The sequence below is a fragment of the Pseudomonas sp. MIL9 genome, assembly GCF_016887925.1.
Classification (GTDB): domain Bacteria; phylum Pseudomonadota; class Gammaproteobacteria; order Pseudomonadales; family Pseudomonadaceae; genus Aquipseudomonas; species Aquipseudomonas mohnii.
This window is the reverse complement of the sequence record NZ_JAFEHE010000010.1, coordinates 212,188-228,643: the sequence shown is the minus strand read 5'-3', so window position 1 is coordinate 228,643 and position 16,456 is coordinate 212,188. Positions and strand designations below refer to the sequence as shown.

At 60.4% G+C, this 16,456-nt stretch carries 12 protein-coding genes; 1 reads left to right on the top strand and 11 read right to left on the bottom strand.

The window, feature by feature from the left end:
• Positions 1–191: 191 nt before the first annotated feature.
• The 5 genes from JQF37_RS13555 to JQF37_RS13535 form a co-directional block, all read right to left on the bottom strand.
• Positions 192–959 carry an SDR family oxidoreductase gene (locus JQF37_RS13555; RefSeq protein ID WP_130210765.1) on the bottom strand — a complete coding sequence of 256 codons (768 nt, stop codon included), beginning with the start codon at positions 957–959 and terminating at the stop codon, positions 192–194.
• Positions 960–1,096: 137 nt separating this feature from the next.
• The gene (locus tag JQF37_RS13550) at positions 1,097–2,164 is read right to left on the bottom strand and encodes a phosphotransferase family protein (protein ID WP_090468872.1); all 1,068 of its coding nucleotides are present in this window, start codon (positions 2,162–2,164) and stop codon (positions 1,097–1,099) included.
• Positions 2,165–2,307: 143 nt separating this feature from the next.
• Positions 2,308–3,273, bottom strand: a complete 966-nt coding sequence (locus JQF37_RS13545; protein WP_130210763.1) for a 2-hydroxyacid dehydrogenase — start codon at positions 3,271–3,273, stop codon at positions 2,308–2,310.
• Positions 3,274–3,425: 152 nt separating this feature from the next.
• The gene (locus JQF37_RS13540; RefSeq protein ID WP_130210761.1) at positions 3,426–4,031 is read right to left on the bottom strand and encodes a TetR/AcrR family transcriptional regulator; all 606 of its coding nucleotides are present in this window, start codon (positions 4,029–4,031) and stop codon (positions 3,426–3,428) included.
• Between the two features lie 30 nt (positions 4,032–4,061).
• On the bottom strand, positions 4,062–4,445 hold the full coding sequence (locus JQF37_RS13535; protein WP_130210759.1) for a tautomerase family protein: 384 nt from the start codon (positions 4,443–4,445) through the stop codon (positions 4,062–4,064).
• Positions 4,446–4,814: 369 nt separating this feature from the next.
• Here JQF37_RS13535 and JQF37_RS13530 point away from each other — a divergent pair, with 369 nt between their 5' ends.
• Positions 4,815–6,095 (top strand): serine/threonine transporter, encoded by a 1,281-nt coding sequence (locus JQF37_RS13530; protein ID WP_130210757.1) that lies wholly within the window; start codon positions 4,815–4,817, stop codon positions 6,093–6,095.
• Positions 6,096–6,265: 170 nt separating this feature from the next.
• Here JQF37_RS13530 and JQF37_RS13525 read toward each other — a convergent pair whose 3' ends face one another.
• The 6 genes from JQF37_RS13525 to JQF37_RS13500 all read right to left on the bottom strand — a co-directional run bounded on the left by JQF37_RS13525 (position 6,266) and on the right by JQF37_RS13500 (position 16,287).
• Positions 6,266–7,375 (bottom strand): hypothetical protein, encoded by a 1,110-nt coding sequence (locus tag JQF37_RS13525; protein ID WP_204149678.1) that lies wholly within the window; start codon positions 7,373–7,375, stop codon positions 6,266–6,268.
• 99 nt (positions 7,376–7,474) lie between these two features.
• The gene (locus tag JQF37_RS13520; RefSeq protein WP_239142519.1) at positions 7,475–8,683 is read right to left on the bottom strand and encodes a hypothetical protein; all 1,209 of its coding nucleotides are present in this window, start codon (positions 8,681–8,683) and stop codon (positions 7,475–7,477) included.
• 21 nt (positions 8,684–8,704) lie between these two features.
• Positions 8,705–9,835 carry a hypothetical protein gene (locus JQF37_RS13515; RefSeq protein WP_204149677.1) on the bottom strand — a complete coding sequence of 377 codons (1,131 nt, stop codon included), beginning with the start codon at positions 9,833–9,835 and terminating at the stop codon, positions 8,705–8,707.
• Positions 9,825–13,424 (bottom strand): toxin VasX, encoded by a 3,600-nt coding sequence (locus JQF37_RS13510; protein ID WP_130210751.1) that lies wholly within the window; start codon positions 13,422–13,424, stop codon positions 9,825–9,827. Before JQF37_RS13510 ends, JQF37_RS13515 begins: the two co-directional genes overlap by 11 nt.
• Positions 13,421–14,287 (bottom strand): DUF4123 domain-containing protein, encoded by an 867-nt coding sequence (locus JQF37_RS13505; RefSeq protein ID WP_130210749.1) that lies wholly within the window; start codon positions 14,285–14,287, stop codon positions 13,421–13,423. Before JQF37_RS13505 ends, JQF37_RS13510 begins: the two co-directional genes overlap by 4 nt.
• Complete coding sequence (locus tag JQF37_RS13500; protein WP_130210747.1) at positions 14,284–16,287, bottom strand: type VI secretion system tip protein VgrG; 2,004 nt, start codon at positions 16,285–16,287, stop codon at positions 14,284–14,286. Before JQF37_RS13500 ends, JQF37_RS13505 begins: the two co-directional genes overlap by 4 nt.
• Between the last annotated feature and the right edge of the window lie 169 nt (positions 16,288–16,456).

Here is a 16,456-nt window from a genome sequence, read left to right as displayed (position 1 = left end):
TTATACATAGATGCAACCGGGTAGCAGTGTTCAAAAGCGGGTTGAAAGTGGGGGCGAGTCCATACATAGGAGCGAGCTTGCTCGCGATGGATTTGTAGACTCCGCGTTGAGTCAGTAAACACGCGTTATCGTTAACGACCATCGCGAGCAGGCTCGCTCCTACGGGGGCGTGAGTGCCAAGGGCTGTGGGATCAGGACAGGAAACCACCGTCCACGTTCAGCGAAACGCCGGTGGTGTAGCTCGATGCATCGCTTGCCAGATAAAGCACGGCGCCGGCCATCTCGCTCGGGTCGGCCACGCGCTTGAGCGGAATCTGTGCCAGGGCGGTATTGAGGATGGCCTCGTTCTTCACCAGCGCCGAAGCGAACTTGGTGTCGGTCAGGCCCGGCAGCAGGGCGTTGCAGCGGATACCGAACTGCGCACATTCCTTGGCGAACACCTTGGTCATGTTGATCACGGCAGCCTTGGTCACCGAGTAGATGCCCTGGAACACGCCCGGCGAGACGCCGTTGATCGAAGCGACGTTGATGATGCTGCCGCCGCCGTTTTCACGCATCAGCTTGCCGGCTTCCACCGACATGAAGAAGTAGCCGCGGATGTTCACGTCGACGGTTTTCTGGAAGGCGCTGAGGTCGGTGTCCAGCACGTTGCAGAACTGCGGGTTGGTCGCCGCGTTGTTGACCAGGATGTCCAGACGCCCGAATTGTTCCTTGATGGCGGCGAAGACCTGGCTGATCTGCTCCATTTCGCCGATGTGGCAGGCGATGGCGGTGGCCTTGCCGCCCTCGGCGATGATCGCGTCGGCCACGTGCTGGCAGCCCTCGAGTTTGCGGCTCGAAACGATCACGTGGGCGCCTTGCTGCGCCAGCAGCTTGGCGATGGCTTCACCGATGCCACGGCTGGCGCCGGAGACGAATGCGATCTTGCCGTCGAGGTCGAACAACTGGGTCTTGGACATGGGATTCCCTTATGAAAAGTCTTGTTATCGAGTCAAATGCCGGGTTGCGGCCAATGCTGTTCAGTTGAGGCCCGTCAGTGCGCGTTATCGTTCACGACTTTCGCGAGCAGGCTCGCTCCTGCGGGGATCGCGTACGGTCACAGGCTGGATTTCTGGATGACCTGCAGGCTCATCTGTTCCAGCAGTTTGTTCATGTGAATGAACTGCGCGAAGCGTTTGTCCTGGGTCTGGCCATGGTAGAAGCGGTAGTAGATCTGCTGCACGATGCCGGCCAGGCGGAACAGGCCATAGGTGTAGTAGAAGTCAAAGTTGTCGATCCGGATGCCGGAGCGCTCGGCGTAGTAATCGACGAACTCGCGGCGGGTCAGCATGCCCGGGGCGTGGCTTGGCTGGCGACGCATCAGTTGCACCGGCGCCGGGTCACCGGCTTCGATCCAGTAGGCGAGGGTGTTGCCCAGGTCCATCAGCGGGTCGCCGAGGGTGGTCAGTTCCCAGTCGAGCACGCCGATGATCTGCATCGGGTTGTTCGGGTCGAGGATGACGTTGTCGAAACGGTAGTCGTTGTGGACGATGCTGGAGGTCGGGTGATCGGCCGGCATCTTGTCGTTGAGCCAGGCTTTGACCGCTTCCCACTGTGGCGCGTCGGGCGTCAGGGCTTTCTCGTAGCGGTCGCTCCAGCCTTTGATCTGGCGTGCCACGTAACCTTCGGGCTTGCCGAGATCACCCAGGCCATAAGCGTTGTAGTCGACCCGGTGCAGTTCGACGAACTTGTCGATGAAGCTCTTGCACAAGGCTTCGGTTTTCGCGGCATCCAGGCCGAGCTCCGGCGGCAGTTCGGAGCGCAGGATGATCCCCTTGACCCGTTCCATCACGTAGAACTCGGCGCCGATCACCGATTCATCGGTGCAGTGCACGTAAGCCTTGGGGCAGTAGGGAAAACCCTCGCGCAGCTGATTGAGGATGCGAAACTCGCGGCCCATGTCGTGGGCGGACTTGGCTTTGTGGCCAAAGGGCGGCCGACGCAGGACGAACTCCTGTCCGGGGTATTCCAGCAGGTAGGTGAGGTTGGACGCGCCACCGGGGAACTGGCTGATCTGTGGCAAGCCGCTGAGGCCTGGAATGTGCGCCTTGAGGTATGGGTCGATCAGGCTGGCATCGAGTTCTTCGCCGGTACGGATACGAGTGGACTGGTCAGTAAGCGCCATGCTTATCCCTTCTGCTTATTCTGGAGGCCTGAAACTATTGACTAATCTAATGCGCCCACCCGGCACCCACAACCATGAACGGCCCTTATAGGTGAGCGTGTTGCCGGGCAATCATTATTTTTGATACGCCTGTTTGAATTGTCCTACAGGACCGCGTTACTGATGCGGGTCGGCAATTCAACCGGGGTGAGCACCGGTTGCCCGGAAAAGAATGCCACGAGGTTGCGGCCCACCAGTTCAACCGTGCCTTCGATCGCTTCCGGGGACAATCCGGCGACGTGCGGGGTGAGCACCACATTGGTCAGCGACTTGAGCGCATCCGGCACATGAGGTTCGGCATCGAAGACATCCAGCGCGGCCCCGGCGATGCGGCGTTGTTCCAGGGCGCTGATCAGGTCGGCGGTGACCACCACGCTGGCCCGGGCAATGTTGACCAGAAAGCCCTTGGGCCCGAGGGCGTCGAGCACCTGGCGGTTGATCAGGTGTTTGGTGGTCAGGCCTCCCGGAGTGGCGATAACCAGAAAGTCCGAGGCGCGCGCCAGTTCAGTGGGCGTGGAACAGAAGCTGTAGGAGACGTCGCTGCGATGTTGCCGGTTGTGGTAGCTCACGCTCATGTCGAAGCCGTTGGCGGCGCGTTTGGCGATGGCCATGCCAACGGCGCCGAGGCCGAGGATGCCCAGGCGTTTGCCGGCCAGGGAAGGGCGCATGATCTTCGGCCACTCGCCCCGGCGCACGGCAGCGTCGCAGCGCGGAATATCGCGTACCAGTGACAGCAGCAAGGCCATGGCGTGGTCCGCCACTGAAGAGGCGTTGACCCCGGCGCCATTGGTGACGGTGATGCCGCGGTCGGCCGCCGCTTGCAGGTCGACATGCTCATAACCGGCGCCGATCACGCAAATGATCTTCAGATTGGGCAGGGCAGCGATTTCATCGGCATACAGGCCCAATGGGCCGCGGGTCAGGACCGCGTTGATCTGGCCGCTGTGCCGGGTGATGGCCTCGGCGCGTTCGGCAGGCGTAGGCGCCAGTATCAGGTGAAAGCCCTGATGTTCGAGGATGGGCAGATAATCATTGATGGTTTCGACCAGTACCAGAACGGTTGCAGGCATGCTTGGCTCCCTGTGGGCATCGGAATATCGGACTCGAACATCGGTGGAGATGGCTGGCTGCCGGACGTCCTGGCAATCAGCAACATCGTTGCCGCGTCACTCAGTGTAGGAGCTGATGCGGCAGGCGAGGGTTTTCTGTGGTGGCCAGGCATTCAGCGTGGGGCAGGGGATGCAGGCACCGCGCCGAGAAAGCCCTTGGCCGCCTCCAGTATTTCATCCGACAGGGCGTCGCCACGCGTGGCGCGTGCCAGCATCAACGCACCGACCATCAGCGAATACTGCACCAGCGCTTGCTGGCGGTTACTGGCGGCGTCGTCCGAGTCCATCAGCTGACTCAGGGTGTCGAGCAGCCTGTTCAGGCCGGTCATGAACGTCTCGCGCAAGGCGCTGTCGGCGGACTCGTGGCACATGTCACCGGCAAACGCCACCACCGGGCAGCTGTCACCCGGGTTGTCGCGGCTGGCGGTCGACAGGTAGGGCTCGATCAAGGCGCGGCGTGCGGCGGCGTGGTCCTCGGCCGCCACAGTCCACTCCCGCCAGCGCCCTGCCGCCTGTTCGAACGCCCGGCCACTGGCCTCAACGGCCAGCGCCTCCTTCGATTCAAAATGACCATAGAACCCGCCGTGGGTCAGGCCCGCCGCGCCCATCACATCAACGACACTGATCCCGTGCAGGCCGCGCTCGCGAAACAGCCGCGTGGCCGCCTCGACGATGATTTCGCGGTTGAGGTCGGCTTGCTTGCGGGAGACTCGGGGCATGGGGCACTCACAGAAATTGAATTGCAAAAATCAGAGGGCGTACTGGGCAATGCCATTGCCGAACGACCAGTTCTCTTTCTTCACTTCCACCAGATTAATGAAAACGTCTTCCAGACGCACCGCCAGTTCCAAGTCAAGGCTCTCGGCGATGGTTTTATAAAGCAGTTTTTTCTGCTCGACGGTGCGGCCTTCACTCAGGGTGATCTGAATGATGACCAGGTTGTCGCTGCGCTGGATGCCCAGGTATCCGGGATCAAAGATGAAGTGCTGTCCGTCGTGTTCAGAGAGGATCTGGAAGTTATCGTCCTCCGGAACGCCAATGCTGCTGCGCATGGCGGCGTAGACCCGTTGGCCGATACGTTTGGCGTAGGTCGGGTCCTGTTGCTTTTTGATCTCGATGCGAACCAGTGGCATGGGAAGACTCCGAAAGAGAGACAGGTTCAATCATAAATACATGATGCAGGACCTTTATCAAGCGGGGATTGCGCTTGGGCGATGAACGACAATGCACAAACCCTGTGGGAGCGAGTCTGCTCGCGATAGCGATGGATCATTCAAAAGCGGTGGCGTCTGATTCGCCGCCATCGCGAGCAAGCTCGCTCTACAGGGCCAGCAGGTTGTTCGATTTCAGCCACCTGGCACCACCGTTCCTCACCTAAGTCTTTGCTTCTGTTCACTAATCCCGGACAATCGCGCCCCTGTTTCGGCCAGGGCGCTACCTGTCGGGTACTCCGACGCGTTCTGACCGGGTGGCAAGTGACCGGAATGTGGAGATCCCACCGGATGAATGATCAGGCCAATAGCGTTAACGAACGCTATTTAGACGCGACACCAGCGACCCTTTCGAGCTGGAATCGCCAAGACACCACCTGGATGCTTGGCCTGTTTGGCACGGCGATTGGCGCCGGCACCCTGTTTTTACCGATCAACGCGGGCGTGGGCGGCTTCTGGCCCTTGCTGGTGCTGGCGCTGCTGGCTTTCCCGATGACCTACTATGCGCACCGCGGCCTGACCCGCTTCGTATTGTCGGGCCGTGAAGGCGCGGACATCACCGAAGTGGTCGAAGAGCATTTCGGCATCCGGGCCGGCGCGCTGATCACCCTGCTGTATTTTTTCGCGATCTTCCCGATCCTGTTGATCTACAGCGTGGCCCTGACCAACACCGTGGGCAGCTTCCTGGAGCATCAACTGCACATCATGCCGCCGCCTCGCGCGCTGCTGTCGCTGGTGCTGATCCTCGGCCTGCTGGCCGTGGTGCGCTGTGGCGAGCAGGTGATCGTCAAGGCCATGAGCCTGATGGTGTATCCGTTCATTGTCGCCTTGCTGTTCCTGGCGGTGTTCCTGATTCCTCACTGGAACGGCGGCATCCTGACCACGGCCAGCACCTTGCCTGAGCCATCGGCGCTGCTGCACACCCTGTGGCTGGCGATTCCGGTGATGGTGTTTTCGTTCAACCACTCGCCGATCATCTCGGCGTTCGCGGTCGATCAGAAGCGTCGTTACGGCGACCACGCCGAAGAGCGCAGCTCGCAAATCCTGTCCCGTGCCCACGCCTTGATGGTGGTGATGGTGCTGTTCTTCGTCTTCAGCTGCGTGCTGACCCTGTCCCCGGCACAACTGGCCGAGGCGAAGGCGCAGAACCTGTCGATCCTGTCGTACCTGGCCAACCACTTCAGCAACCCGACCATCGCCTTCGCGGCGCCGTTGATTGCCTTCGTGGCCATTTCCAAGTCGTTCCTGGGCCACTACATCGGCGCCAGCGAAGGCTTGAAAGGCCTGATCGTCAAGAGCGGCAAACGCCCGGGCGCCAAAGCACTGGACCGCATCGTCGCGGCGTTCATGCTGGTGGTGTGCTGGATCGTCGCCACCCTCAACCCAAGCATCCTCGGCATGATCGAAACCCTCGGTGGCCCGGTCATCGCGGCAATCCTGTTCCTGATGCCGATGTACGCAATCCGCAAGGTACCGGCCATGGCGCGCTATCGCGGCCAGGCGTCCAACGTATTCGTGGTGGCGGTGGGGCTGGTGGCGATTACGGCTCTCGTCTACTCGCTGACGGCTTGATTTAAAGATCAAGAGATCGCAGCCTTCGGCAGCTTCCGTAGAAAACGGTGTTTTCTCCCAGGTGCTGCCAGAGGCTGCGATTTTTTTGCTTCTGATTAAAGGACGGCAGCGAAAACCTGCTGCCACCTGACCCACCGAAACCCCTCGCCATAACGGCTTCCTCCCTCTATTCAAAGTCCGCGCTGTACCTCGGCAAAAATCTCGGTGATGGGGCGTCGCGGCTGGCGCTTTTGCAGCTGCCGCACCTGTTCGCTCAGCCGCAGTAACTCTTCACTTGGCTTGGCCCATTGATTTTCCGGCAGCGGCTCCGACCATTGGCGCATGGCGTCGGGCAGGGCTTGTTTGCCGATTTCTTCGAGGCGGCGCACTTCCCATTCGACGAGGCGGTTGGGGATCGTCCACAAGGTCATGACGTGGTACAGGTACCAGAAAAACCCTGATGTTCGACTGCGCGAACCGTCGCGGATCTGCTGGTGCATGCGTGCGCGGGCGTTGCGGAAGGTGTGCAGGCCTTCGTGGGGCGGGTCGTCGGGGCCTTGCAGGTCTTGCAGGTCCTGAATCGATTTGAGGTCGTTGACTTCGTATTCCATGTAACCGCGAATGGCTTCCCAGTGGCTGATGGCCAGAGGCAGGCCCGCGCACTGGAATTCGAGGCTGGTGAGGGTTTCGCCGTGGTGGTAACCGATGCCCATGCCGTACTGGCGATGGATGCCGTACTGGGTAGCGCCCTGGGCTTCAATGACCCAGGCGGAGAGTGATTCCCAGGGGACGAAGATGGGGGCGGTGGCGCCTTCGGGCATGAAGCAGACTTCGCGGCGCTGGCGGTTGAAGCGGGTGGGGATGAGGGTGGCGCGTTTTTTGTGGTTGTGGTGCCAGACTCCCAGGCCGATGGATAAGCTAACTAGAGCTCCGAAAATGGCGTATTGATAGATGACATAGAAAAAATCAACGACGAACTCCCATGAGTATGCAAAGTCGTAACCGAACATTAGCCCCATGCAACCTATAAAAGGTGGAAATACGAACGCGATCATAAAAGCGATACTGAAGGGCCCACCCAAAGTCATTTGCCACATAAAGGCCTGCGGCGATCCCACCCCAAAATCCATGTAAACGTCATTCAACTCGCCAATATGCGGGCCGTAGGGAGGCATTGGTGTTGGTAGTGGAAGCGGCGCGAGATAGGTCATTTTCCCGCTTGGAAACGGTTCAATGTCTCCAGCTTTTCTTGGCTGCTGAAGCTGCGGCGCGCTGACTGGCTTGTCGTGATTATTCGGCATGATCGGCTTGCTCCAGAAACTCGGTTTCGACGTGCAAAACCGGACTTCCTTTTTCTTTCTGGTGGACAGCGACGCCACTGAGTACCTCTGGGAAACCACTCATGCGCGACGTTTTCCGTTGGAGGGCGAGCGCTGTACCTCGGCAAAAATCTCGGTGACAGGCCGTCGCGGCTGGCGTTTTTGCAGCTGTCGCACCTGTTCGCTCAGCCGCAGTAACTCTTCACTTGGTTTGGCCCATTGCTCTTGCGGCAGCGGTTCCGACCATTCGCGCATGGCGTCGGGGAGGGCTTGTTTGCCGATTTCTTCGAGGCGGCGCACTTCCCATTCGACGAGGCGGTTGGGGATCGTCCACAAGGTCATGACGTGGTACAGGTACCAGAAAAACCCTGATGTTCGACTGCGCGAACCGTCGCGGATCTGCTGGTGCATGCGTGCGCGGGCGTTGCGGAAGGTGTGCAGGCCTTCGTGGGGCGGGTCGTCGGGGCCTTGCAGGTCTTGCAGGTCCTGAATCGATTTGAGGTCGTTGACTTCGTATTCCATGTAACCGCGAATGGCTTCCCAGTGGCTGATGGCCAGAGGCAGGCCCGCGCACTGGAATTCGAGGCTGGTGAGGGTTTCGCCGTGTCGGTAACCAATGCCCATGCCGTACTGGCGATGGATGCCGTACTGGGTAGCGCCCTGGGCTTCGATGACCCAGGCGGAGAGTGATTCCCAGGGGACGAAGATGGGGGCGGTGGCGCCTTCGGGCATGAAGCAGACTTCGCGGCGTTGGCGGTTGAAGCGGGTGGGGATGAGGGTTGAGCGTTTTTTGTGGTTGTGGTGCCAGACTCCCAGGCCGATAAAGAGACCGACAAAGAACGTGATGAGGGCTTCTCCATATGAAGCTAAGAAGATCCCTACCATGGCGCTACTGATATCGTTCCATCCATCTCCATATAAGAGTCCCAAGAAGCCTCCTAGGAACGGGAAAAGAACAACAATGATGAGGAGAACATTTAAAGGCCCACCAAAAATAATTTGCCATGAAAACACTTGCGGCGAACCCAACCCCAAATCCATGTAAACGTCATTCAACTCACCAATATGCAGGCCGTAGGGAGGCATTGGCGTGGGTAACGGTAGCGGTGCCAGATAGGTCATTTTTCCGCTGGGAAACGGTTCGATGTCTCCAGCTTTTTTGGGCTGTTGAAGCTCAGTCGCGCCGATTGGCTTGTCGTGATTATTCGGCATGATCGGTTTGCTCCAGAAACTCGGTTTCGACGTGCAAAACCGGACTTCCTTTTTCTTTCTGGTGGACAGCGACGCCACTGAGTACCTCTGGAAAACCACTCATGCGCGACGTTTTCCGGTGGAGGGCGAGCGCTGTACCTCGGCAAAAATCTCGGTGATGGGTCGTCGCGGCTGGCGCTTTTGCAGCTGCCGCACCTGTTCGCTCAGCCGCAGTAACTCTTCACTTGGCTTCGCCCATTGATTTTCCGGCAGCGGCTCCGACCATTCGCGCATGGCGTCGGGCAGGGCTTGTTTGCCGATTTCTTCGAGGCGGCGCACTTCCCATTCGACGAGGCGGTTGGGGATCGTCCACAAGGTCATGACGTGGTACAGGTACCAGAAGAACCCTGATGTTCGGCTGCGCGAACCGTCGCGGATCTGTTGGTGCATGCGTGCGCGGGCATTGCGGAAGGTGTGCAGGCCTTCGTGGGGCGGGTCGTCGGGGCCTTGCAGGTCTTGCAGGTCCTGGATGGATTTGAGGTCGTTGACTTCGAACTCCATGTAGCCGCGAATGGCTTCCCAGTGGCTGATGGCGAGCGGCAGGCCCGCGCACTGGAATTCGAGGCTGGTGAGGGTTTCGCCGTGCTGATAACCAATGCCCATGCCGTACTGGCGATGGATACCGTATTGGGTAGCGCCCTGGGCTTCAATGACCCAGGCGGAGAGTGATTCCCAGGGGACGAAGACGGGCTCGGTCGCGCCTGAGGGCATGAAGCAGACTTCACGGCGCTGGCGGTTGAAGCGAGTGGGGATGAGGGTGGCGCGTTTTTTGTGGTTGTGGTGCCAGACTCCCAGGCCGATGGATAAGCTAACTAGAGCTCCGAAAATGGCGTATTGATAGATGACATAGAAAAAATCAACGACGAACTCCCATGAGTATGCAAAGTCGTAACCGAACATTAGCCCCATGCAACCTATAAAAGGTGGAAATACGAACGCGATCATAAAAGCGATACTGAAGGGCCCACCCAAAGTCATTTGCCACATAAAGGCCTGCGGCGATCCCACCCCAAAATCCATGTAAACGTCATTCAACTCGCCAATATGCGGGCCATAGGGAGACATTGGTGTTGGTAGTGGAAGCGGCGCGAGATACGTAATTTTCCCGCTTGGAAACGGCTCAATGTCTCCGGCTTTTTTGGGCTGTTGAAGCCGCGCCGCGTCGATTGGATTCTCGTGATTATTCGGCATGGTCGGCCTTCTCCAAAAACTCGGTTTCGACGTGCAAAACCGGAGGCTTCTCTTTGACTAGCTGGGAAGCAACCACCGAGAAATGCCCTTCACCACGGGGATCTATGTGTATGACGGGAGTTCGCGAAATCCACTCGCCTTTGGCATTCAACGTCTGAATACAGACCGCCAGCTCCAGTGTTTCTTTCGCTGGTGTGTACTCGGCGCCGGGATTGACCGGATATCGAAGACAGAGCACCAAGCCTTCGGGGGTTGATCTGACGATGCGCAGGCTGCTCACGACCTCGTCGCTGATCACGTCCTTGCGTTCCCGTGGTGCTCCCTGGCTATGCAAGGGCAGGGAAATACGGTGGGCGCCGATACCCAGTCGATGGGTTGGCTTGCCGCCAAAGGGAGGCAGAAGGTTTTCCAGCGTCACTCTTGGCAGCACCAGATGGATATCGCTGGGTCTGGATTTGAACAGCAGGTTTTTCAGGAAGGAGTCGTACGGCGTTGGGCCCAGTTGCGCATAAGGCGCGTGTATCACATAGGCTAGATAACGTTGAAACTCATCCAGCGAGTGATCGCCGCGCATCTCGGCATCCCGGCTCCAGGGTGTGGTTTTCAGCCACTTGTCATGGGCGCTGAGGTTGTAACGGCTGAACAGCCAGGTGCCGCTCAGTTCCAGCACAGTGAACAGTGCGCCTGCCAGACTGACGCGGAAGAACACGGTGGAAAGACGAGTGGCGGCGGCTGTCCAAGCCGTAACGCGTGCTGCACTGTTTTCAGCAGCGAAGACGATATAACCAGCGTGTAAGGTCGATCCAAGACCATATGCATCGAAGGTAGTCATTCCGCCGGCGCCCAATGTTGCCAGTGCAGCAGCAGCCTGTGCCGGATGATTTCCGCTACGAATCGCCTGCTGCCAATTTTTGATGTGTTTTTTAAGACTGATCGCTGACGACAAAAATCCGAAACCATAGCTTAAGATGCCAAGCCCAATATGCAATTTGCCCATCTGCACGTATACGTTCTGCAAGGCATAGTGCTGAAGACCCGTAGCGAGAGTTGCACTGCGAGTCCTCAACGCTGTGTCGGAGAGACTTTGGGCAGCAGTGAATCCCGCTGCACTTGTGGCAAGCACCGGATTAATCAACGACGTTAACTTACGTTTATCCCGTGTTTGGCTAAAAGCTTCTCGCACGGCCCCCACCAAATTCACCACCTGCACCAACACCACCACCAACCCCATCCCTTCAGTCTTCACCAGGCTACCCGTCGACACTCCGCCCAGCCCTGACCGAATATTCCCCAACAAACTCCGCAACTCCTGCTGCTGCGCCGGCGGGAACATCACCGTCACGCCGGCCCGCGCCGGGGTTGCGCCGTACAGCCGTGCCGACTCGTCCGGCAGTTCCGCAATTGGGCTCAATGCCTTGGCCAGACGTCCTTCGATCAGCGCCAGCTGCGCCCGCACCCGCACGATTTCGTGCTGCAACTCCACGGCCCGTGGGGCTTTGTGGCCCTGGCGGTTTTTGTTGTGGGTCAGTTGGTTGCGTTCGCGGTTCAGGGTTTTCAGGTAGTCGCGTTCACTGAGCAGGTCCTTGATTTCCCGTTGCAAGGCGGCCTGTTCGGCGGGGCTGGCGACGGTGAAGGTCACGCCGCTGGTTCTGGCGGCATCGAAGAGCCGCAGCTTCAGGCCCTTGGGCAGGCGCTGGAACAGTTCGTCCAGGTCGGGGATTTTCTCCGCCGCGAGGTCGAAGCCTTCCAGTACGCGGGCCAGGCCCAGGTTCAGCGCCGGGCTGTAGGTGTGCTGCACGGCCTCGGCGACGGCGCGGGTAGGGTCGGGCAGGTCGTCGAGGGCCGGCAGCTGCGGTTGCTCGATTTTCCGCAGTTTGGCCAGCCACTCCGCCAGGTTGTTGAACATCGCCATGCCGGCGTTGAACAGCGTTGAATACTGCCCGACCTGCTCGGATTGCAAACGCAGCGGCAAGGTGTAGAACAGCGGTCGGGTCAGCTCCGGGTGTTCTTCCAGATAGCCGAGCCATTGCTCGGCGGCCGCGTCGCTGCGGCAGAGGTCCTTGAGGCAGGCGTATTCGGCGGTGAACGCCTGGCCGAGTTGCGCCGGCACTTGTGCGTCGTAGTACCAGGCCGAGCGATGGTAATGGCCGGCGCACAGCAGTTGCGTGCGGTCGGCGGTGATGCGGTCGAGCAGGCGGTTCCAGCGGCCGAGGTCGTCGCGATGACGGTTCAATGCCTCGTCCATCGCCGGGCGGTCGATCAGGTCGTTGACCCCGCGCTTGCCGCTGAGCACCGGGCCGTCGAGCACGTTGCGCATGCGCAGGTCCTGATCCTTGCCCAGATCGACCAGCGTCGAAAGGTGCCGCTCGACGAAGTCTTCGGGAGCGACCGCTTCGAAGTACTGGCGGGTGTAGTAGCGTCGATCCGCGTCGGCCATGGCCCGACCGTGGGCGGTGAAGTCCGGCGCGACACCGTCAAAGCGGTTCAGCTCCAGCGCGTTGTCGAGGGTCTTGTCCCGTAATTGCTCCAGCTCAGGGGAAGCGGCGGTGTCGCTCGGCTCGATCTTGCCGCCCTTGTTCAGGTAGTCGAGCAAGGCCTTGCGGGTGTTCTCGCGATCCGGTTCGGGCAACTGCTCCAGTTCGGCAAACAGGGCTTTGGCCTGTGGCTGGCCGCTGGCCTTGGCCAGACTGTCGATGTCCTTGTCGCTGAGCTGACTCAGGGACTCGATGTAACAGGCCAGCAGGTAATCGCGCTGGTTGTTGTCAGCGTTGCTCCAGTCATCGACCCAGCCGACCACGGTGTCCTGATAGTCGGCCAGATCGCGCATCACGCCGAGGTCATCGTTGACCAGCAGAAACAGTGTGTCGTCCTGATAAGGCGCGCGCACCCGTCCCAGGAATTCGCCGATGTGTGCCGCGCGGAAACGCTGGGGCTGTTCCCACAGATAAGGCTCGCGTTCGTGCTCGGGGGCGTCGCTGACCTGCACGGCGGGCAGCTCGACCTCGCCCGTTTGCGGGTCGGTGGCCGGTTCGGCGCCGGTCGCCACTTCCGCCAGCCACTGCCGGGCCTGGGCAACGGTGAGCAAGTGTTCGCCGCCCAGCTGGCAATGCACCGGCCCGAGGTCGACCGCCTGCATGAAATGCTTGCGCTCCTCGGCGCTGTCCAGCACCTGACGGCATTTGGCGGCACTCCACTGCACCTCGGCGAAGGTCACGTACAGGGTGCTCTTGCGGGAAAAGATCAGCGCCGGGCGTTCTTCAATGGCCGCTCGCTGATCCTCGTGAACCGTTTTGCCTCTGTGCAGCAGCGCGCTGACGACACCGTCGAGCACCCGGTACTCGTACAGCTCACCGCTGAGGCTGTCGATGAGGTACAGCCAGCCATCGCGCAGCAGGCGGACGCCCAGGGGGCGGGCGGTGAGGGCGTAGGGCATCTCCAGTTCGGCGCCGGGGTCGAGGGTTTTTTCCACCAGGCCGTAACGCAACGGCAGCAGTTGCACATGGGTTTGCCGTAACGGGCAGGCAGCGGGTGCGCCGATGGGCGATTTAGAAGCGGCGGCGGCCGCGAGGTTGGCGGGGTGCTGGTTCATGATAGGCCTCGTTCAGACGCCCACTGATGGGCCAGTGCCGCAGCCAGCGCGACGCGCTCGCCGGGTGATTGCAGGGAAGGCGTGTGGAGCAAGTGGCGGATGTGCGGGTGCCGGTCGAGGTCGTCGTCCTCCAGCCAGGCCACGACATTGGCGTAATAAAACAATTCGGATTGACCCTGCAGCCCAAGGGCAGAGGCCTGGGCCTCCAGCTGTTCAAGCCTGGCCCAGCGCTGGGCCAGACTGTCTCCGGGGTGGCGTTGGGGAAAATGGCTGAGCAGATGTGCGTCGAGTTCAAGCAGCGTGCGCCGGTGATCAACCTGATCCAGCGCCGCAATCTGTTCCGGGCTGAGTCGATAAGGGGCGGGCAGTGCGGGGCATTCGGGTTGTCGAGGGCGATGACTGTGCCAGACCGTGTTGACGCAGTCGGCCGTCACCACCCAGGACATCGGGCCGAACAGACTTTGATCGGCGCTGGCCAACAAGGCCCGCATCACGGCGGCATCGGCCAGTCGCAACAGTACCGACAGGCCTTCGGACAGCTCCACGGTCAGCAGCTTTCTTAAATGTTCGGCGACGACATGGGGTTGAGCCGGGCTGAACAGCAGCACACCGCACTCCATGGGGGCGTGTTGCATGAAAAACTGCATCACGGCGTCGTCCGGCTGCTCAACGGCCACCAGCAATGGCGAGACATCGCGCAAGGCGCTAAAAGGTGGCTGGTCGTACAGGGGCAGGGTGAGTGCAGCGCGGTTGAGCCGTTTTATCCGCGATGGCAAGTCGCTCAGCGTCGCGCCATCGAGCAGCACAAAGACCTGCTGCTCACCCCATGGCAGATTTTCAGGCAAGGAAGTTGAAAGGCTCATGCCTGGGCGGCCTCGCAGATCAGGCAGCGCGAGGCGCGGGTCGACACCAACGCGTGGCGCTGCTGAACCGCATCGAACGCCACCTTCAGCAATGGCAACGCGCCCGGTACCAAGGGTTCCGCCAACAGGCCCACCGCCGGAGCGCCACCTTCGACAATGGCCACGCTGCTGAAAATGCCTTCAGGCCCCAGCGTCAACCAATGCCCGCCGGCCTTGATCGTCACATGGGCGCCACCATCGATGACCACTTGCTGACCGGCACCGAGGTGCACATGCTGGCTGGCGCTCAGTCGCTGACTGGCGACACGAATGTGACGGTCGCCTTGCACCCACAGATGATCATCCTGTTTGAGTTCGGTCAGGCGATTGCCGTGGGTCAGGTGATGTTCATCGTTGCGCAGGTCATGGCTGGCAATGCCGCCGACCACCACCGTCAGCTGGTTGTCGACCTGGATGCGTTGGTCGTTGAGCACATGCTGGACATAGTCGCGCTGGGCGCGAATGGCGATTTCTTCGGCGCCTTTCCTGTCCTCGATCCGCAGCTCGTTGTAACCGCCACCGCCGGGGCTGCTTTGGCTGCGCAGGATGCTGCGCGTCTGTTCCGCCGGAAGGTCCAGCGGCACCGGGGTGACGGCATTGGGCAGGCAGCCGAGGACAAACGGTTTGTCGGGATCACCTTCGGCGAATCCCACCAGCACTTCCATGCCGACCCGTGGAATCTGCACGCTGCCGTAGCGATCATGGGCCCAGCCCGTGGCCACCCGCAGCCAGCAACTGGTCCGCTCATTGAGCTGACCGTCCCGGTCCCACATCATCTGAACCTTCACCCGGCCGTAGACATCGCAGTAAATTTCTTCGCCGTGCGGGCCGGTCACCACTGCGTGCTGGTTGCCGGGGATCCGCGGTTTGGCGTGTTTCAGTGCGGGGCGGAATATCACATCCCAGGGGGTCGCGACAAAGTGGTTGCGGTAGCCCTGAATGAAGCCATCACCGTTGTCGGAGGCCGCCGCTGCCTCCTCCAGCACTTGTGGCTGTCGACCAACGTGCACGACGCGGGTCAGTAGCCATAAACCGTTGCAGTCGGGTCGCGGGTGCTTGCTCATCTCGACGAAGCTGCCACTGCGCATCAGGCTCTGGTCGCTGCGGCCGTTGCCCTGACGGTAATCGGCGCGATGCCGCTCCAGGGTGCGCTGGCTCAGGTGCTCACCGCGATCGCGAAGGGTGAATTGCCCGGGAAAGCCATAATCCTCCAGCACGGGAACACGCGCCTCGGCGGCCTCGGCCTCCAGTTGCACATTGGGTTTTTCGAAGTGGTAATCGCGGCGGCTGACCTGGGTGGTGCGGGTTTCCAGGCGTACATTGAAGCGGTCGATCACCGATGCGTCGGCGACCATGCCGCTATCTTGTGCGTAGGCTGTCGGTGCGTCAGGCAGGGGGAAGACGGTCTGGTCGTCACCGAAGACCAGGACGTGTCCATCGGGGTTGTGCTGGAAATGAAAGTGCAGACCTTCTTCCTCGCATAACCGATGGATGAAATCCAGGTCTGACTCGTTGTATTGCACGCAGTACAGGCGGGGTGGGTAGTCGGCACTCACCTGGAAGCGCCAGACGTCGGGCTGCATTCCGTGATCGCTCAGCACGCTTTGGATGATTTGCGGCACGTTCTGCTGCTGAAAAATTCGCTGGTTGTGACGATGCGCCAGATAGGCGAGATGCGGCACCAGCGTCATCTGATAGCGGGTCAGCCGGGCGCCGGAATCGCCTTGGGCGACGCGATAAACCTGCCCATGAACACCGCTGCCGTCGGGACCGAAAGAGAGATGGGCCGGCAAGTGCAAAAGCGATTCGAGATCGAGGTCTCGGCGTTCGCTGACCAGTTCCAGTTTGACCTCATACGTCTCGTTGAGCGCCTCGGTGAACTTGAACTCAAATACTTGAAAGTCATAGGGGAAGCCCTGGATATCGAGCTTGTAAACGACGGGTTTGCCGGCAATGAGCATTCACATTTCCCTGTGTTTTTTTAGGCACGGGACTTTGCGCGGGTCCACGGCTTGGCGCAGTCAGGCGAATCGCTTTTATGTGTAGGACGATTCCGAGATTGAGTGGCGCCGCAGGGGCAGTCCATCGGGAGTCTGCGACGGGGCCTGCGGGAACAAATCCTTTCGCCAC